This window comes from Xanthomonas sp. XNM01, from assembly GCF_014851915.1.
Lineage (GTDB): Bacteria > Pseudomonadota > Gammaproteobacteria > Xanthomonadales > Xanthomonadaceae > Pseudoxanthomonas.
The window spans coordinates 867,183-884,316 of record NZ_JACVAP010000001.1 but is presented as its reverse complement, the minus strand read 5'-3'; the positions used below and the strand labels follow the sequence as shown (position 1 = coordinate 884,316).

Sequence of the window (17,134 nt, the reverse complement as noted above, 5' to 3'; positions counted from 1 at the left end):
TCCTCCCGATCCTTGCAGGGCCGCCTCCGCGCCCTCGCACGCCTGCGCGGGGTCACGCCGCAGGCCCTCCTTACGACCGCCACCCTGGAACCATCCCATGCACAGCATCACCCGCTCGCGCCTGCGCGTCAGCCGTCGCAACCATCTCGCCCTGGCCCTGGCCGCCACGCTGTTCGCGCCGCAGGCCTTCGCCGAGGTCGCCGTCGCTGGCGATGCCACCACCCTGGACACCGTGGTGGTGACCGCCGCCGGCTTCGAGCAGAAGATCACCGACGCACCAGCCAGCATCAGCGTGGTCACCCGCGAGGAACTGCAGAAGCGCCCGTACATCTCGCTGATCGATGCGGTGCGCGACCTGGAAGGCGTCGATGTCGGCGAAACCTCCGACAAGACCGGCCAGCGCACCATCAGCATGCGCGGCATGGGCTCGGAGTACACCCTGATCCTGATCGACGGCAAGCGCCAGAACAACCATGGCGACATCTACCCCAACAGCTTCGGCGGCAACCAGTTCAACCACATTCCGCCGCTGGACATGGTCGAGCGCATCGAGGTGATCCGCGGCCCGGCCTCGACCCTGTACGGTGCCGACGCGCTCGGCGGCGTGATCAACATCATCACCCGCAAGGTCGCCGACCGCTGGACCGGTTCGGCCACCATCGGCCACAGCATCCAGGAAAACAGCGACTTCGGCAGCGACAGCACCTTCGACTTCGCGGTGATGGGCCCGCTGATCGCCGACACGCTGGGCCTGGGCGTGCGCGGCTCGTGGTACGAGCGCGATGCATCGACTCCGGAGTACGAATTCATCACCGCGCCCGACGGCACCCAGTTCGAGCGCAGCCTCGGCTTCGGCGCAGGCGGCAAGACCGTCGACAGCACCAACAAGAGTGCCGGCGTCACGCTGAGCTGGAAGGCGACCGAGAACCAGAGCGTCATCTTCGAGTACGACACCTCGAAGCAGACCTACGACAACACGCCGTTCATCAACAACCTGGGCAACGAGGCCTATCCGCTGGGCACGGTGGACGGGCTGGCCGGCATCTGGCGCGCCGCCCCGCAGGTCGGCTACACCGCCGAGCAGGAGTTCACCCGCGACCAGTGGTCGGTGACCCATCACGGCGAGTGGGCATTCGGCAACAGCTTCGTCTCGCTGGCGCACATCGACACGGGCAATCACGGCCGCACCCTGCCGTTCACCGTCGAGGACCGTCTGGTCCACCGCGACATCTACTGCAACAACGCCGCCGTCTGCGCCACCGGTCCGTATGCCGGCCGCACCCGCGCGCAGCGCCAGCAGTTGCTGGTGGATACCTTCCTGCCGCGGCCGAAGCGCACGATGGAGAGCACCCAGTACACGCTGGATGCCAAGCTCGACTTCGCGGTGGGCGCGCAGCACCACTTCGTGGTCGGCGGCCAGGTCATCGACGGTGAGCTCGAGGACGGCGTGTTCGGCATGGAAGGCGGCGGCGAAGGCGCCGGGACCGTGCAGGACCACAAGATGTGGTCGGTGTTCGCCGAGGACAACTGGAGCCCGATCGAAGCGCTGACCATCACCCTGGGCGTGCGCCACGACGACCACAACGTGTTCGGCAGCCACATCAGCCCACGCGCCTACGCGGTCTACGAGCTCGCCCAGGGCTGGACCCTGAAGGGCGGCGTCAGCACGGGCTACAAGACGCCGAAGACCACCGATCTGTACGACGGCATCACCGGTTTCGGCGCGCAGGGCACCTCGCCCTTCGTCGGAAACCCGGACCTGCAACCGGAAACCAGCGTCAACAGCGAACTGGCGCTGTACTGGACCTCGGTCGACGGCGCGCACAACTTCAACGTCACCATCTTCCGCAACGATTTCGAGGACAAGATCGCGCGCGGCGAGACCAACCTCAGCTGCGCACAGACCGGCGGCGTGCGCCCCTGCGCCAACCTGGGCGACTACGCGCTGCTGGGCTACACGACCTACGCGCAGAACATCAACATCGACGAGGTCCGCATCCAGGGCGCCGAGATCGCAGGCCGCTGGGGCATCAGCGATGCGCTGTCGCTGCGCGCCAACTACACCTACACCGACAGCGAGCAGCTGAGCGGTGCGCAGATCGGCCTGCCGTTGACCAACACCGCCAAGCACATGGCGAACGCCACGATGAACTGGCAGGCCACCGATAGCTTCAGCCTGCAGCTGATCGCCGAGGCGCGTTCCAGGCGCTACCGCGACGTGCTCAACGGCGAGCGCCGCGATTACAAGGACTACACCGTCCTGCACCTCGGCGCGCAGTACGCCTTCAGCGAGAACGTCAGGTTCAACGCGCGGATCAACAACCTGCTGGACGAGGATTTCACTTCGTTCCAGACGCTCTGGACCCAGAACGCCACGACCGGCGCTTATACGCCGGCCTATCTGGACGACTACAACAACAAGGACAAGTCGCGGAACCTCTGGCTGAGCCTCAACGTCAGCTTCTGACCGCAATCGGCGCCGGGCCTGTCAACGGCCCGGCGCTTCGCGCGTTGGTGTCGGATCGCCCCAATCGATGAGAACCATTCTCATCGATTGGTTATAATGGGCCGTCCAATCCGCCAGCCGCACCGTGTCCAGCACCACTCCCCATTCCGACCCGGTGGCCCGGCAGCAGCGCCGCGGTTTCTGGCTGCGCACGCTCCACCAGTGGCACTGGATCAGCTCCGCGGTCTGCCTGGTCGGGATGCTGCTGTTCGCCGCCACCGGCATCACCCTGAACCACGCGGCGAAGATCGAGGCCAGTCCGCAGGTCCGGAACCTCACCATCGACCTGCCCGCCCCGTTGCTAGGTGCGCTCGAAACCGGTCCCGACGAAGGCCACGCCGCGCTCCCTGCAGATGTCGCCGACTGGCTGGGCCAAGCCCTGCAGGCACCGATCGGCCAGCGTCAGGGCGAGTGGTCGCCGGAAGAGATCTACCTGTCGATGCCCTCGCCCGGTGCCGATGCCTGGCTGAGCATCGACCGCGAAAGCGGCGCGATCGAGTACGAACGCACCGACCGGGGCTGGGTGTCGTACTTCAACGACCTGCACAAGGGCCGCAACGCGGGGCCGGCCTGGAGCTGGTTCCTCGACATCTTCGCCGTCGCCTGCCTGGTGTTCTGCATCACCGGGCTGTTCCTGCTGCACCTGCACGCGCGCCAGCGGCGCATGACCTGGCCGCTGGTCGGGCTGGGCCTGCTGGTGCCGCTGCTGCTGGCCCTGATCCTGATCCACTGACCCGAGGTTTTCCGATGCGTACCCCTCTGTTCTTCGCGGTCAGCGGCCTGCTGACCGTTCCGGCCTTCGCCGCAGAACTCGAAATCAACGTCGAGGTGCCGAAACTCAACGTGGCTGAATACCACCGCCCGTATGTGGCGGTCTGGCTGGAGGGCGCGGACCAGAAGGTCGCCGCCAACCTGTCGGTCTGGTACCAGATGAAGGACACCGCCGAAGGCCATGGCACCAAATGGCTGCCCGACCTGCGCCAGTGGTGGCGCAAGTCCGGGCGCACGCTGAGCGTGCCGGTCGACGGCGTCACCGGCCCGACCAAGCCGGTCGGGAAGCATGTGCTGCGTTTCGACGAAGCCGCACCACAACTCAAGGGCCTGGCGCCAGGCGACTACACGCTGGTGGTGGAAGCCGTGCGCGAGGTCGGCGGCCGCGAACTGCTGAAGATTCCTTTCAGCTGGCCGACGAAGACCGCCCAGTCCGGCAAGGCCCAGGGCGACAGCGAGCTGGGCAGCGTGACCCTCGCGGTCAAGCCCTGATCCGTTCCGCATCCATTCCACCGCACCCATGCCACCAGGATTTCCAATGAAGCGCCCGCTGCTGCTCGCCACCGCCATTGCCCTGCTCGTTCCCTTCGCCGCACCTGCGCACAAGGCCTGGCTGCGTCCGTCGCAGACCGTGCTGGCCGGCGCCGACCCGTGGATCACCGTCGATGCGGCCGTGTCCAACGACCTGTTCTATTTCAACCACGTGCCGCTGCGCCTGGACAACGTGGTGATCACCGCGCCCGACGGCAGCCAGGTGCAGCCGCAGAACGGCGCGACCGGCAAGTACCGCAGCGTGTTCGACCTGCAACTGGCCCAGCAGGGCACCTATCGCCTGGCGGTGCTCAACAGCGGCCTGTTCGCCACCTGGGACGAGAACGGCGCACCGAAGCGCTGGCGCGGCAGCGTCGCCACGTTCGGCGAGGTGCCGAAGGACGCGAAGAACCTGCAGGTGTCGCAGAGCATCGGCCGGATCGAGACCTACGTGACCAACGGCGCGCCGAACGACACCGCGCTCAAGCCGACCGGCGAAGGCATCGAACTGGTGCTCACCGGCCATCCGAACGACCTGTTCGCCGGCGAGGAAACGCGCTTCCGCGTGCTGGTCGACGGCAGGCCTGCTGCCGGGCTGGAGTTCGAGATCGTCCGCGGCGAAACCCGTTATCGCAATGCGCAGGACGAGATCAAGGCGACCAGCGACGCGAACGGCGAATTCGCCGTGACCTGGGCCGCGCCGGGCATGTACTGGCTGGAAACCGGCACCCAGGACGCGAAGACCAGCATTCCGCAGGCCGGGCAACGTCGCCTCAGCTACGTGGCCACGCTGGAAGTGCTGCCGCAGTAACCGGATCGGCGCACGACGCATGCACGCCTTTACCGACAGCACCCTGGCGCTGGCCGCGCTGGGCGGCCAGACCATGGGCACCCGCTGGAGCGTACGCCTGGCGGTGTCCAGGACAGCCGACCTGCATGCCTTCCACGATGGCATCCAGCGCCAGCTCGACACGGTGGTCGCGCAGATGAGCACGTGGGAAGCGGATTCGGACATCAGCCGCTTCCGCGATGCCCCCGCCGACAGCTGGCACCCGTTGCCGGGCGGCTTCTCGCGGGTGCTCACCGCTGCACTGGAGGTCGCGCAGGCCAGCGACGGCGCGTTCGACCCGACCGTCGGCCCGCTGGTGGAGCTGTGGGGCTTCGGCGCCGGCGCGCAGCCGCGGCGGATACCGGATCAGGCGCGGCTGGCCGCGGCACGGGCGCGCTGCGGCTGGCACCAGCTGCGGCGCCGCGACGGCGACGGCGCGCTCCACCAGCCGGGTGGCCTGCAACTGGACTTCTCGGGCATCGCCAAGGGCTTCGGCGTCGACCTGGTCAGCGAATACCTGCAGGGTATCGGTGTGTGCGCCGCGCTGGTCGAGGTCGGCGGCGAACTGCGCGCGCATGGCCGCAAGCCCGACGGTGATGCCTGGCGGGTGCTGGTCGAGACCCCGCCCGACGTCGCGACCGGGGCCACCCCGCCACCACGCGTGCTGTCACTGGATGGACTGGCCGTGGCCACCTCCGGCGACCGCTGGCACCACTTCGAGCAGAACGGCCGGCGTTACAGCCACAGCATCGATCCACGCAGTGGCCAACCCGTGCCACATGCCGCTGCGTCGGTGACCGTGCTGGCCACCGATGCGATGCGTGCCGATGCCTGGGCCACCGCGATGACCGTGCTGGGGCCGGAAGCCGGCCTGCGTCACGCGTGCGCAGCCGGTCTGGCGGTGCGCTTCGTGTCGTCCGACGGTGCCGAGGTCTCCGAAGCGATGAGTCCCGCGTTCGAGGAGCATCTCGTCGGATGAGCCGCGCCGTCATGCCAGCCGGGCGCACGCGGTCTTGGGCACTGCTCGGCAACACCGCGGTCCTGGCGGCCCTGCTGCTCGCCGCAGCCGCGCTGCTGCCCCTGCAGACCGGACCATGGTGGCTGGCGTCGCCGCTGCCCGCGCGCTGGGGGCTGGCCCTCGCTGCCCTGCTCGTCTATGCGGCCTTCTGCACCGTGTTCCTCCGTCGGACCTGCAAGGCGCCTGCCCCGATGGCATCGGGCGATGACGGAGCAGCGCCGATGCTGGTGGTCTGGGCCAGCCAGACCGGCTTCGCGCAGGCGCTGGCCGAGCGCAGCGCGGCGATGCTGCGCGCGGCAGGCACGCCAACGCGGGTGCTGGCGCTCGATCAGGTCGATGCCGCCCTGCTGGAATCGAGCCGGCAGGCGCTGTTCATCGCCAGCACCACCGGCGAAGGCGACCCACCGGACCATGCGCTGCGCTTCCTGCGTACGACGATGGGCACCGGAGCCGCGGCGCTACGCCTGGGCACTCTCCGTTATGCGCTGCTGGCCCTGGGCGATCGCAGCTATGCGGATTTCTGCGGATTCGGCCGCCAGCTCGATGCCTGGCTGCGCAGCCAGGGCGCGCAGCCGGTGTTCGATCCGGTCGAAGTCGACAATGCCGACGCCGCGGCATTGCGTCACTGGCAGTACGAACTGGGGCGGATCGGTGGCATCGCCCACCTGCCCGACTGGGCGCCCCCGGTCTATGGCCGCTGGCGGCTCGAACGCCGCGTCGAAGCCAATCCGGGCAGCGCCGGCGGGCCGGCTTTCGAGATCGCCCTGGCTCCCTCGGATGCCAGCGAACGACCGATCTGGCAAGCGGGCGACATCGCCGAGATCGGCCCCCGCAACAGCCCCGAACGTGTCGCGCGGCTGCTGGCCACGCTCGCCCTCCAGCCCGACCTGCCGGTCGTCGTCGCTGGTCGTCGGGAACGGCTGGACGCCGTGCTCGCGTGTTGCCACCTCCCCGATGACGTGTCCGTCCTGCCACGGGCACCGCAGATGCTGGCGGACACGCTGCGGCCGCTGCCGCATCGGGAGTACTCGATCGCCTCGGTGCCGGAGGATGGCGAACTGCGCCTTCTGGTCCGGCTGATGCACTCGGCTGACGGCGGCGTTGGCCTGGGTAGCGGCTGGCTGTGCCGGCACGCGGTGCCCGGCACGCTCGTCGATCTGCGCATCCGCAGCAATCCCGGTTTCCACCCGCCGTCGCCCGAACGACCGCTGATCCTGATCGGCAACGGTACCGGCATGGCAGGCCTGCGCGCCCATCTGCGCGCCCGGATCGTACTCGGCGCGACACGCACCTGGCTGCTGTTCGGCGAACGCAATGCCGACCGCGACTTCTTCTTCGGCCGGGAAATCACCGGCTGGCAGACCGACGGCTGGCTGGAACGGCTGGATCTGGCGTTCTCGCGCGATCAGGACGCGCGTGCCTACGTACAGGATCGGCTGCTGCAGGCGGCCGATACGCTGCGCGACTGGGTCGCCGATGGCGCCGCCATCCTGGTGTGCGGCAATGCGACGGGCATGGCGCCGGCGGTCGATGCCGCGCTCGCCCGGATCCTCGGCGAGGACGTGCGCGACCAGTTGCGTGAGCAGGGCCGGTACCGTCGGGACGTCTACTGACCGACGTGCGGTCCGGCGGTCATGCCGCGTCGCCGCCGCGCGCAATGACATCCGCATCGGGAAGGTTCGCCCGCTCGTCCAGGCCAGCGACCGATGCTCCATCCTGCGCTTGCAGACGCACCAGCAGCAGGTCCGCGCCGCCGTCCAGCATGAACCGCCGGTCCGCGCATGGCGCGAGCAACGCGGTGTCACCGCGCTCGAGGACCAGCGACGCCTCTCCCGCTGCCAGCCGCGCACTGCCGGCCACCACATGGACGACCCAGGTCAGTCCGGGCGGGCAGAAGAACAGCATCGTCCCCACGAGGGGCCGATGCAGCAGGCGTGCATCGACGAGACCGGGGCGCCACATGAGGTTGAAGGCCTCCACGCGCCCGCCCACCAGGACCGCACGCACCGGCAACGCACCCGAAAAGCGCCAGCGGCCCAGCGGGGGCAGAAGTTCATGCACCTCTTCCCCTGCCTGCAGACGCAGCCCCTCCCCGGACAGCAGCGCCTGTTCGCGCATCACACCGGGAAACAGCGAATAGTCGGCATCCACCTCGATGTCGGCGATCGACAGTCTCGCCGCCCAGTCGGGGCCTGCCATGGAATCACCGGAGAATGCGGGAACGGTCAGGATCTCGCGCGTCCAGCCGGCGCCATTGCGCCAGCGCTCGCGGCGACAATCATGGGCACGGACGATGCGGGGCAACGGCAGCTCGCTCATCGCGGCATTGTGCCGCAGCTGTTGCAGTCCGGGATCCGGACATGACATCGCCCGGCTGCACTCCCTGTGCAACACCGGGCGATGGGCACATCCGTGTCGGCCTCCTGCCTCCCTCAACGCATCCTTGCCTTCAGGTGCCGGATCACGCGTCCTTACGCAGTATCCGACGCCACAACCGCCTGCTCCCGAGGTTCATCCCTGCCCGCCGGTGCGGTGGACATCCCTGCCCACTCTGGCCGACGCAAGCCCCCGCTCAGCGTCGTACCACCGGCCTGGCCGGCGCGGCCTCCGGCTGCGCAGCGCGCGGTGCCGGTTCCTTCGCAGTGCCGACCACGATCAGTTCGCGATTCCGTTCGACGGTCTTCAGACCGATTCCCTTGACCAGTGCCAGTTCATCCGCGCTCTTGAACGGCCCGTTGGACGTCCGGTACTCGACGATCGCTTCGGCCTTGGCCGCTCCGATCCCCACCAGAGCCCGTTCCAGTTGCGCGGCATCCGCCGTGTTGATGTCGACCGTGTCCATGGCGAAGGCCGAACCGGCCAGCAGGACGAACGACAGCAGCAGCGACTTCAGCAGAACCTTGAATCCATTCATGGCGACTACTCCCTGTAGTGTGGTTGATGACTTCATCGATGCCGGCTTCCTGCCGGACCATCGACGCCGCCAGTCTCCCGCGCCATGGGTTGGAAGCGTATCGCCCCGCTGTCGGAACCGTAGCCGGAGAACATCGCATTCATGTGTAGGAAAAATCCTACCCCTGTGGGAGGCGTAGAATCGGCCGCTTCAAGATCCGCCTGGAGCATCCATGGACCACGCACGCCTCGACCGTTACCTCTCCGCCAAGTGGGACGACGACATCGTTCCCCAGCTGGTCGAGTACATCCGCATTCCGAACAAGTCGCCGATGTTCGACAAGGACTGGAAAGCCAACGGCCACATGGACGCCGCCGTGCACCTGATGGCGACCTGGGCGCGGGCGCAGGCGATCCCGGGCATGCAGGTGGAGGTGGTCGAGCTGGAGGGCCGCACGCCGCTGATCTACGTCGAGATCCCCGCCTTCGGCGCCGACACCGGCGAGGACACCGTGCTGCTGTACGGGCATCTGGACAAGCAGCCGGAGATGACCGGCTGGGACGCCGACCTGGGCCCGTGGGTGCCGGTGCTGAAGGGCGATCGGCTGTACGGCCGCGGCGGCGCCGACGATGGTTACGCGATCTTCGGCTCGCTGGCGGCGATCCTTGCGCTGCAGGAACAAGGCATCGCCCACGCGCGCTGCGTGCTGCTGATCGAGGGCTGCGAGGAATCGGGCAGCTACGACCTGCCGGCCTATGTCGATCACCTCGCCCCGCGCATCGGCAAGCCGTCGCTGGTGGTGTGCCTGGATTCGGGCTGCGGCAACTACGAGCAGCTGTGGTGCACGACCTCGCTGCGCGGCCTGGCCGGCGGCAACCTGGACGTGAAGGTGCTGTCCGAAGGCGTCCACTCCGGCGACGCCTCGGGCATCGTGCCATCGAGCTTCCGCGTGCTGCGCGACCTGCTGTCGCGGCTGGAGGACGAGGACACCGGCCGCGTGATCGTCGACGGTCTGCACGTCGAGATCCCGGCCGAGCGCCTGCAGCAGGCCGGCAAGGTCGCCGAGGTGCTGGGCGACGAGGTGTTCAGCAAGTTCCCGTTCCTGCCGGGCATGACCCCGATGGCGGACGACCGCACCGAGCTGGTGCTCAACCGCACCTGGCGCCCGGCGCTGTCGGTGACCGGTGTGGACGGCATGCCCTCGCTGTCGTCGGCCGGCAACGTGCTGCGCCCGCACACCGCGGTGAAGCTGTCGCTGCGCCTGCCGCCCACGCTGGACGGCAAGCAGGCCGGCGCGCTGCTCAAGCAGACCCTGGAAGCCGATCCGCCGTACGGCGCGCAGGTCGAGCTGGTGCTGGAGAAGTCCTCCACGGGCTGGAACGCACCGGCGCTGTCGCCGTGGCTGAGCGGCGCGATCGAGGACGCCTCGCAGGCCGCGTTCGGCAAGCCGGCGATGTACATGGGCGAAGGCGGCACGATCCCGTTCATGGGCATGCTCGGCGAGAAGTTTCCCGGCGCGCAGTTCATGATCACCGGCGTACTCGGCCCGCATTCGAACGCGCATGGCCCGAACGAGTTCCTGCACATCCCGATGGGCAAGCGCGTCACCGCCTGCGTCTCGCACGTGATCGCGGCGCACTGCCAGGCCAGCCTGCGCGGCGAGACGGTCGGGGTCGGCGCGGTTGCCGGCGGCGAGCAGCACGGCGACCACGGCTGCTGCTGATCGCGGCAGCCGCCCGGGGTGCCAGCGACACGCCGGCGCCCCGGCTCCAGCACGCTGCACCGTCGCATGCCCGTCGCGGCGATTGCTGCTAGCCTGCCTTCCATCGCAGGGAGGGACGCAATGAACGGACTGTTCGGCAGCGACAGCTGGCTCTACATCATCCTGGTCGGCTTCGTGGTCGGCCTGCTGGCGCGCTTCATCCATCCGGGCAACAACCGGATGGGCTGCCTGCTGACGATCCTGCTGGGCATCGGCGGCGCCCTGCTCGCCGGCTGGTTCGGACGCTACATGGGCTGGTATGCGGCCGGACAGCCCGCCGGCTTCTTCGCCGCGCTGCTGGGTGCGGTGGTGGTGCTGGCGCTGACCGGTCTGTTCCGCACGCGCCGCTGAACGACACACCCTCGCCTGCGGCGCGCCTCCCGTTTACCCTGTGCGCGCCACCTCCGGCCGAGCGCCTTCACCGCATGCCCCACGCAGTACCGAATGAACGCGCCGAGCGGCGCCTGGCCTGGACCCGAGACGCGCTCTCCGATGCCTCGCTGCAGCTGCAGGTGGCCTCGGCCGATGCCAGTTTCCGCAGCTACTGGCGGACCTCCAGCGCAGGCCGCAGCTGGATCGTGATGGATGCCCCGCCCGGCAAGGAGGACATCGTGCCGTGGCTGGACATCGGTGCGCGCCTGGCCGGCGCCGGACTGCACACCCCGCAGGTGCACGCGGTCGATCATGCGCAGGGTTTCATCCTGATGGAGGACCTGGGCGACGCGCTGTACCTGCCCGCACTGCAGCAGGGGGATGCCGACCCGCTGTATGCCGCAGCACTGCGCACGATGCTGACGATGCATGCCCGGGTGTCGCCGGACGGCCTGCCGGCCTTCGACGAGGCCTGGATGGTGATGGAAATGGAGCTGATGCCGGAATGGTTCCTGGGTCGGCACCTGGGCACCGCCCGCGACTGTGCCGACTGGGAGACGATCGAAGTCGCGTTCCGCGCGATCCTCGATGCGGCGCAGGCGCAGCCGCAGTGCTTCATGCACCGCGACTTCCATTCGCGCAACCTGCTGGTGGTCGACGACAACTCGCCCGGCGTGATCGATTTCCAGGGCGCGATGCGCGGCCCGCTGACCTACGACCTGGCCTCGTTGCTGCGCGACTGCTACATCGCCTGGCCGGCCGCGCGCGTGACCGCCTGGCGCGAGGACTACCGCCGCCAGGCCGTGGCGCTGGGACTGACCGACGCCGATCCGGAACGCTTCGCGCGCTGGTTCGACCTGACCGGCCTGCAGCGCCACATCAAGGTGCTCGGCATCTTCTGCCGGCTGGCCTACCGCGACGGCAAGGCGGCCTATCTGGCCGAGCTGCCGCTGGTCTGGCGCTATGTGCGCGAGGTCGGCAGCGCCTATGCCGACATCCGCCCGATGATCGCCCTGCTCGAACGCTGCATCGGCGAGACGGACATCACCCGGGCACGGGCGGCCTGAACATGCGCGCCCTGATTTTCGCCGCCGGCCTGGGCGAGCGCATGCGCCCACTGACCGACCTCACGCCCAAGCCGCTGCTGGTGGCCGGGGGGCGTCCGCTGATCGCCTGGCATCTGGAAAAACTGGCCGGCATCGGCGTGCGCGAGGTCGTGATCAACACCTCCTGGCTGGCCACGCAGTTCCCGCAAGCGCTGGGCGACGGCAGCCGCTGGGGTATGCGGATCCATTACTCCTACGAAGGCCTGACGCCGCTGGAAACCGGTGGCGGCATGCTGCATGCGCTGCCGCTGCTCGGCGATGCGCCGTTCGTCGCGGTCAACGGCGACATCTGGACCGATTACGACTTCACCGCGCTGCCGCGCGATCCGAAGGGCGACGCGCACCTGGTGCTGGTCGACAACCCCGACCACCATCCCGACGGCGACTTCGTGCTCGGCGACGGTGCCGGGCTGCGGCCCGATGGCGCACCGCGCCTGACGTTTTCCGGCCTCGGAGTCTATCGGCCGGCGCTGTTCGCACGCTGGCCGGATGTGATCGGCGATCTCCCGGGCGTCGAGCAACTGCCGCCGCGCTTCCGGCTGGCGCCGTTGCTGCATGCGGCGATCGCGCAGGGCCGGGCGACCGGCGAGCATCACCGCGGCCGCTGGACCGATGTGGGCACCCCCGAGCGGCTGGAGCAGCTGTCCCGGTCGCTGGCCCCCGTCTGGCCTGCGCTCACCGAAACCGACCGCGCCGACGCCTGAGATCGGCCGGCCAGTTCGGCGAGCCCGGCGGCTGCACGGGTGCACCCTGCCCCCGCACCGCGGCCCAGGTTGGGGCGTGCTGCCGGCCGGATCGCGCCACGTCCCAGGTCCGGCAACGTCGCTCGTCGCAGAATGCGGGCGGCGGGGCATCGCAGTTGCGTCATCCTGCCCCACCTCCGCCTCTGCGACTCGTGACCATCCGTCGCTGTCACCGCATCGGTTACGCGATATCCGGCCACGGCGCAGCAAGCGCGACGCCCCCCCGCACTGGATTGCAGCCATCGCACATCGGCAGCGATGCAGCGGGACATGGGCGGGCAATGGGCATCGATGCGGCACCCGATGCGTCCTCGATCGCTGGGCCGTGCCGTTACGGGCACCTCCAGCACCGCGCGGCACTCGACCTCGACGAGCGTCGAAGCCCGTGTAGGCGTGCGGATCAGCCAGCGACGGTGCGGGGCGCCGGATGGACCCGGGAGCTTCAGCCCGTCCCGAGTGCGCGCCGCAGGAACGGGACGGTGACGCGGCGCTGGGCGGCGAGCGATTCGCGGTCGATCCGCTCCAGCGCGGCCAGCAGCTGGCCGAGGTCGCGGTCGGTGCGGGTCAGCAGCCACTCGATGGCCTGGTCCTCGAGCACCAGGCCGCGACGCTGGGCGCGATCACGCAGTACCGCCCGCCGGCCATCGTCGTCCAGCGCCTGCAGGGTGATGCGGGTGCACTGGCCCAGCCGCGAGCGCAGGTCCGGCAGGGTCAGAGCCAGTTCGGCCGGACCGCTGCGGTCCAGATAGAGCACGTTGCTGCCGGCGGCGCGGCTGCGGTTGTGGAAGTCGAACAGCGCGACTTCGTCGTCGCGGTCGCCGGCGATCGCCTCCAGCCCGTCGAGCGCGATCAGGTCGGCGCCTTCGAGCGCCTCCAGCGCATCGCGCAGACGCCCTGCGGCCGCGCGCAGCGGCAGATAGGCGGCACGCCGCCCGGCCCGCTCGGCCTCGGCACAGGTGGCCAGCGCCAGGTGGGTCTTGCCGGCACGTGCCGGCCCCACGACGTACAGCCAGTCCTGGCCCGGCGCGCGCGCCAGCGCCTGCAGCTGCGCGATCGCGCCGTCGGGCGGCAGCATGAAACTGTCCAGGCGCTGGTCGGCCGGATAGCGGAGCGCCAGCGGCAGCTGCGGCGTCACCGCACCGCTGCCGGGCGGTGGCCCTGCCATGGCGGTCACGACGGATCCGACTCCCGCGGCGGCACGCGCTCGACCAGAGTCCGGTCGACATGGCCTTCCAGCAGGATCGGCACGTGTTCGCCGGTGTACAGGTCGCTGGCCTGGTAGCGCTCCTGCACGAAGCGCAGCAGCACATTGGCCACCGCGGCCACCGGCAGCGCGATCAGCATGCCGAGGAAACCGAACAGCTGGCCACCGGCCATCACCGCGAAGATCACCGCCACCGGATGCAGGCCGATCTTGTCGCCGACGATGCGCGGTGTCAGTACGTAGCTCTCCAGCAGCTGGCCGGCGGTGAAGACCACGCCGATCAGGATCAGCAGCTGCCAGTCGAAGCCCTGCGACTGCACCAGCGCGGCCAGGACCGCCAGCACGATGCCGGTGGTCGCCCCCAGGTACGGGATGAAGCTGATCAGGCCGGCGACGATGCCGATCAGCAGGCCCAGCTTGAGCCCGACCAGCGACATGCCGACCGCGTAGATCACGCCCAGCGCCAGCATCACCAGGAACTGCCCGCGCAGGAACGCGCCGAGCACGTCGCTGGATTCGCGCGCCAGGCGGGTGACCGTGCCGACGTGGTCGCGCGGGATGACGCCGGCGACACGCTCGACCAGCTTGTCCCAGTCGCGCAGGAAGTAGAACGCCAGGATCGGCAGCAGCACCAGGTTGACCACCCAGGTGACCAGGGCGAAACCGGACCGCGACAGGTAGCCGAAGAACGTCGCCGCAACGCCGCCGGCCTGCTGCCAGTGGCTGCGCACCCATTCGATCAGCCGCTGCGGGTCGAGCCAGCCCATCAGCTCCAACCCGGTCCGTGCCTCGATCCACGGCAGCGCGGTCTGCATGAACCAGTCGCGGTACTCGGGCAGCGAATTGACCAAGGTGACGATCTGGCGCTCGACCATCGGCACCAGGATCAGCAGGAACAGCACCAGCAGCAGCGACATGGCGACGAACACCAGGGTCACCGCAACGGTGCGCGAGCGGCCGCGCCGCTGCAGGCGGTCGACCAGGGGATCGCCCAGCCAGCCCAACAGCGCCGCCAGCACGAACGGCGTCAGGATCGGCGCCAGCGCCCAGATGAACCAGGCCACGGCCAGCGCCAGCGCGCCCCACTTGAGCTGGCGCAGGAAGCGGGCGATTTCCGCCTCGGAACCGACCTCGCTCATCGGATGCGGTACTCCCCGGTGGCGCCCTCGACCACGACCACGGGCACGTCGTTGCCGAGCATGCGCTCGAACCCGGCCAGGCCGGTGAGCAGATCCAGATCGAACTCCATCCGCTCGCCGTCGACCCGCACCGGCGCGATCCGGCGCACCACCGACAGGCGCTGCAGCAGGCCCGACACGCGCAGGTAGTCGTCGGCATTGCGGACGCCGGTGAACACGACCCGGTAGGTACCCGCCGGCTGCGACGGCGGCACCTTGGCGTAGCGCTGGATCAGCGCGTCGGCGGCCACGTCGGCACCGCTGGACAGGGCCCGCCGCGCGTCGCCGTCGGAGATCGAACGCGTCGCCAGCACGCGGCCGGCGTCCACGAAGGTCCATTCGGCAGTCCAGCCGTTGCCGCTGCGGAACAGCTTGCCGATCAGCTGCATCGGAGGGCTGTAGGCGGCCGATGCGCGGGCGACGGCGGCAGGGTCGCTGCGCCAGATCGCGCCGATCGCGGCCTGTTCGGCGGCACTGCCGGCAGGCAGGCCGAGCCGGTAGCCACGTTCCTGGGCGCGGTCGAGCAGCGGCCGGGCGGCGTTCACGTGTGCGGTGCTGAGCAGGCGCGGGCCGCTGCCGTCGTCGATCGCCATCCACAGCACCGGCTTGGGCCGGGGCTGCGGCCAGACCGGCAGGCCCAGCGCGGAGACCAGCACGTCGATGTCCTCGGGGACGAAGCGCACCACCAGCATGGTCCGGAACGTCGGCGCCCCGCCCGGCGAGGTGCCCTGGTCCTGGCGGTAGTCGTACCCGTCCACGTACTGCCTGGCGTTGCGGAGCTCCTGGGTCACGCCCGGGCGGTTGACCACGCCCGCATCGCCGGAAATCTTGGACAGCACCGCGGCCAGCGCGCGCGGATAGGCCGCCTCGCGCGCCTGGTCGGTCTGGCTGTTGACCTGCACCTCGGCCGCGTAGACGCCCTGTACGCTGACCACGTCGCCTTCGGTGCGCAGGCCGGCCTGCGCCAGCGCTTGGCCGGCAAGCAGCCAGAGCAGCAGGGACAGGGCGAAACCGGTGCATGCACGCATGCGCGAATCCTTCGGCGTGGGACGGACAGGACCGCGATTGTTGCGCGAATGCCCTCCCGGCGCCAATCCGGCGCGGTGAAGGACCGGCCCGGCTGCTAGAATCGCCGGCTTCGTCGAACCAGAAGCCGCCCACGTGAGCCAGACCATACCGCCGACCTCCCTGACCTACCGCGACGCGGGCGTGGACATCGATGCCGGCAATGCGCTGGTCGAACGGATCAAGCCGCTGGTCAAGCGCAGCTTCCGTCCCGAGGTGATGGGCGGGCTGGGTGGCTTCGGCGCACTGTTCGACCTGTCCGGCAAGTACCGCGAGCCGGTGCTGGTTTCGGGCACCGACGGCGTCGGCACCAAGCTGAAGCTGGCCCAGCAGCTGGGCCGCCACGACACCATCGGCATCGACCTGGTCGCCATGTGCGTCAACGACGTGCTGGTGCAGGGCGCCGAGCCGCTGTTCTTCCTCGACTACTTCGCCACCGGCAAGCTGGACGTGGACACCGCCGCGGCCGTGGTCGGCGGCATCTCCGAGGGCTGCACCGAGTCCGGCTGCGCCCTGATCGGCGGCGAGACCGCCGAGATGCCCGACATGTACCCGCCGGGCGAATACGACCTGGCCGGCTTCTGCGTGGCCGCGGTCGAGAAGTCCGAGATCCTCGACGGCGCGAAGGTCCGCGAAGGCGACGTGCTGATCGGCATCGCCTCCTCCGGCCCGCATTCCAACGGCTACTCGCTGGTCCGCCGCATCTACGACCGTGCCGGCCGCCCGGCCGAGCTGGAGATCGGGGGCGTGCGCCTGGTCGACGCGCTGATGGCCCCGACGCGGTTGTACGTGAAGCCGATCCTGTCGCTGCTGCGCGCCCATGGCGCGGCGATCCACGCGATGGCCCACATCACCGGCGGCGGCCTGACCGAGAACATCATCCGGGTCATCCCCGACGGCCTGGGCCTGGACATCGAGGCCTCGGCGATCGTGCTGCCGCCCGTGTTCGACTGGCTGCAGCGCGAAGGCGCGGTGGCCGACGCCGAGATGTGGCGCACCTTCAACTGCGGCGTCGGCTTCGTGCTGGTGGTCCCGCAGGATGCCGTGGCCCCGCTGGGCGCGGCGCTGGACGCGCAGGGCCTGGCGCACCGGACCATCGGCCAGGTGGTCGCCGCCAGCGGCGAAGAACGCGTCCGCATCGGCTGACCGGCAGCCG

Annotated in this window: 16 protein-coding genes; 11 read left to right on the top strand and 5 right to left on the bottom strand. The window is 69.6% G+C overall.

Annotated features, from left to right (window positions below):
- Positions 1 to 97 precede the first annotated feature (97 nt).
- From IB242_RS03960 to IB242_RS03935, 6 genes are all read left to right on the top strand, one after another.
- Positions 98 to 2,467, top strand: a complete 2,370-nt coding sequence (locus IB242_RS03960; protein ID WP_192276061.1) for a TonB-dependent receptor — start codon at positions 98 to 100, stop codon at positions 2,465 to 2,467.
- A gap of 124 nt (positions 2,468 to 2,591) precedes the next feature.
- Positions 2,592 to 3,239, top strand: coding sequence for a PepSY-associated TM helix domain-containing protein (locus IB242_RS03955; RefSeq protein WP_343237081.1), 648 nt, complete (start codon positions 2,592 to 2,594; stop codon positions 3,237 to 3,239).
- 14 nt (positions 3,240 to 3,253) lie between these two features.
- The gene (locus IB242_RS03950) at positions 3,254 to 3,769 is read left to right on the top strand and encodes a DUF2271 domain-containing protein (protein WP_192276059.1); all 516 of its coding nucleotides are present in this window, start codon (positions 3,254 to 3,256) and stop codon (positions 3,767 to 3,769) included.
- Between the two features lie 46 nt (positions 3,770 to 3,815).
- The gene (locus IB242_RS03945) at positions 3,816 to 4,619 is read left to right on the top strand and encodes a DUF4198 domain-containing protein (protein WP_192276057.1); all 804 of its coding nucleotides are present in this window, start codon (positions 3,816 to 3,818) and stop codon (positions 4,617 to 4,619) included.
- Between the two features lie 19 nt (positions 4,620 to 4,638).
- Positions 4,639 to 5,616, top strand: coding sequence for an FAD:protein FMN transferase (locus IB242_RS03940; protein WP_192276054.1), 978 nt, complete (start codon positions 4,639 to 4,641; stop codon positions 5,614 to 5,616).
- Positions 5,613 to 7,268: a sulfite reductase flavoprotein subunit alpha gene (locus tag IB242_RS03935; protein WP_225540008.1), complete on the top strand. Its 1,656-nt coding sequence runs from the start codon at positions 5,613 to 5,615 to the stop codon at positions 7,266 to 7,268. The genes IB242_RS03940 and IB242_RS03935 overlap by 4 nt, the downstream gene beginning before the upstream one ends.
- A gap of 19 nt (positions 7,269 to 7,287) precedes the next feature.
- On the opposite strand, the gene IB242_RS03930 is transcribed toward IB242_RS03935, so the two are convergent.
- Both IB242_RS03930 and IB242_RS03925 read right to left on the bottom strand, forming a co-directional pair.
- Positions 7,288 to 7,974, bottom strand: a complete 687-nt coding sequence (locus IB242_RS03930) for a HutD family protein (protein ID WP_192276052.1) — start codon at positions 7,972 to 7,974, stop codon at positions 7,288 to 7,290.
- Between the two features lie 253 nt (positions 7,975 to 8,227).
- Positions 8,228 to 8,569 (bottom strand): helix-hairpin-helix domain-containing protein, encoded by a 342-nt coding sequence (locus IB242_RS03925; RefSeq protein WP_192277701.1) that lies wholly within the window; start codon positions 8,567 to 8,569, stop codon positions 8,228 to 8,230.
- Between the two features lie 211 nt (positions 8,570 to 8,780).
- Here IB242_RS03925 and IB242_RS03920 point away from each other — a divergent pair, with 211 nt between their 5' ends.
- The 4 genes from IB242_RS03920 (at position 8,781) to murU (ending at position 12,492) form a co-directional block, all read left to right on the top strand.
- Positions 8,781 to 10,271: a M20 family metallopeptidase gene (locus tag IB242_RS03920; RefSeq protein ID WP_192276050.1), complete on the top strand. Its 1,491-nt coding sequence runs from the start codon at positions 8,781 to 8,783 to the stop codon at positions 10,269 to 10,271.
- Between the two features lie 120 nt (positions 10,272 to 10,391).
- Positions 10,392 to 10,661 carry a GlsB/YeaQ/YmgE family stress response membrane protein gene (locus IB242_RS03915; protein WP_192276048.1) on the top strand — a complete coding sequence of 90 codons (270 nt, stop codon included), beginning with the start codon at positions 10,392 to 10,394 and terminating at the stop codon, positions 10,659 to 10,661.
- A gap of 74 nt (positions 10,662 to 10,735) precedes the next feature.
- Positions 10,736 to 11,749 (top strand): phosphotransferase, encoded by a 1,014-nt coding sequence (locus IB242_RS03910; protein WP_192276045.1) that lies wholly within the window; start codon positions 10,736 to 10,738, stop codon positions 11,747 to 11,749.
- A 2-nt stretch (positions 11,750 to 11,751) separates the two neighbouring features.
- Complete coding sequence (gene murU, locus IB242_RS03905) at positions 11,752 to 12,492, top strand: N-acetylmuramate alpha-1-phosphate uridylyltransferase MurU (protein WP_192276043.1); 741 nt, start codon at positions 11,752 to 11,754, stop codon at positions 12,490 to 12,492.
- Positions 12,493 to 12,973: 481 nt separating this feature from the next.
- Here murU and hda read toward each other — a convergent pair whose 3' ends face one another.
- From hda to IB242_RS03890, 3 genes are read right to left on the bottom strand one after another with little or no spacing between them, the layout of a single operon-like run.
- A complete protein-coding gene (gene hda, locus IB242_RS03900) occupies positions 12,974 to 13,696 on the bottom strand; it encodes a DnaA regulatory inactivator Hda (protein WP_192277699.1) in 723 nt (240 codons plus the stop codon).
- Between the two features lie 5 nt (positions 13,697 to 13,701).
- The gene (locus tag IB242_RS03895) at positions 13,702 to 14,874 is read right to left on the bottom strand and encodes an AI-2E family transporter (protein WP_192276041.1); all 1,173 of its coding nucleotides are present in this window, start codon (positions 14,872 to 14,874) and stop codon (positions 13,702 to 13,704) included.
- Entirely contained in the window at positions 14,871 to 15,941 is a 1,071-nt protein-coding gene (locus IB242_RS03890) for a DUF2066 domain-containing protein (protein WP_192276039.1), read from the bottom strand. The genes IB242_RS03895 and IB242_RS03890 overlap by 4 nt, the downstream gene beginning before the upstream one ends.
- A gap of 133 nt (positions 15,942 to 16,074) precedes the next feature.
- On the opposite strand from IB242_RS03890, the gene purM reads away from it, so the two are divergent.
- Positions 16,075 to 17,124: a phosphoribosylformylglycinamidine cyclo-ligase gene (gene purM, locus IB242_RS03885; protein WP_192276037.1), complete on the top strand. Its 1,050-nt coding sequence runs from the start codon at positions 16,075 to 16,077 to the stop codon at positions 17,122 to 17,124.
- The last annotated feature ends 10 nt before the right edge of the window (positions 17,125 to 17,134 follow it).

What these genes read in the sequence shown, in the direction of transcription:
- IB242_RS03945 (WP_192276057.1), top strand. Translation starts at nt 3,816, where the DNA reads ATGAAGCGCCCGCTGCTGCTCGCCACCGCCATTGCCCTGCTCGTTCCC.
- IB242_RS03890 (WP_192276039.1), bottom strand. Translation starts at nt 15,941, where the DNA reads ATGCGTGCATGCACCGGTTTCGCCCTGTCCCTGCTGCTCTGGCTGCTT.
- IB242_RS03930 (WP_192276052.1), bottom strand. Translation starts at nt 7,974, where the DNA reads ATGAGCGAGCTGCCGTTGCCCCGCATCGTCCGTGCCCATGATTGTCGC.
- IB242_RS03910 (WP_192276045.1), top strand. Translation starts at nt 10,736, where the DNA reads ATGCCCCACGCAGTACCGAATGAACGCGCCGAGCGGCGCCTGGCCTGG.
- hda (WP_192277699.1), bottom strand. Translation starts at nt 13,696, where the DNA reads ATGGCAGGGCCACCGCCCGGCAGCGGTGCGGTGACGCCGCAGCTGCCG.
- IB242_RS03940 (WP_192276054.1), top strand. Translation starts at nt 4,639, where the DNA reads ATGCACGCCTTTACCGACAGCACCCTGGCGCTGGCCGCGCTGGGCGGC.
- IB242_RS03895 (WP_192276041.1), bottom strand. Translation starts at nt 14,874, where the DNA reads ATGAGCGAGGTCGGTTCCGAGGCGGAAATCGCCCGCTTCCTGCGCCAG.
- IB242_RS03960 (WP_192276061.1), top strand. Translation starts at nt 98, where the DNA reads ATGCACAGCATCACCCGCTCGCGCCTGCGCGTCAGCCGTCGCAACCAT.
- IB242_RS03925 (WP_192277701.1), bottom strand. Translation starts at nt 8,569, where the DNA reads ATGAATGGATTCAAGGTTCTGCTGAAGTCGCTGCTGCTGTCGTTCGTC.
- IB242_RS03935 (WP_225540008.1), top strand. Translation starts at nt 5,613, where the DNA reads ATGAGCCGCGCCGTCATGCCAGCCGGGCGCACGCGGTCTTGGGCACTG.
- IB242_RS03950 (WP_192276059.1), top strand. Translation starts at nt 3,254, where the DNA reads ATGCGTACCCCTCTGTTCTTCGCGGTCAGCGGCCTGCTGACCGTTCCG.
- IB242_RS03920 (WP_192276050.1), top strand. Translation starts at nt 8,781, where the DNA reads ATGGACCACGCACGCCTCGACCGTTACCTCTCCGCCAAGTGGGACGAC.
- murU (WP_192276043.1), top strand. Translation starts at nt 11,752, where the DNA reads ATGCGCGCCCTGATTTTCGCCGCCGGCCTGGGCGAGCGCATGCGCCCA.
- IB242_RS03915 (WP_192276048.1), top strand. Translation starts at nt 10,392, where the DNA reads ATGAACGGACTGTTCGGCAGCGACAGCTGGCTCTACATCATCCTGGTC.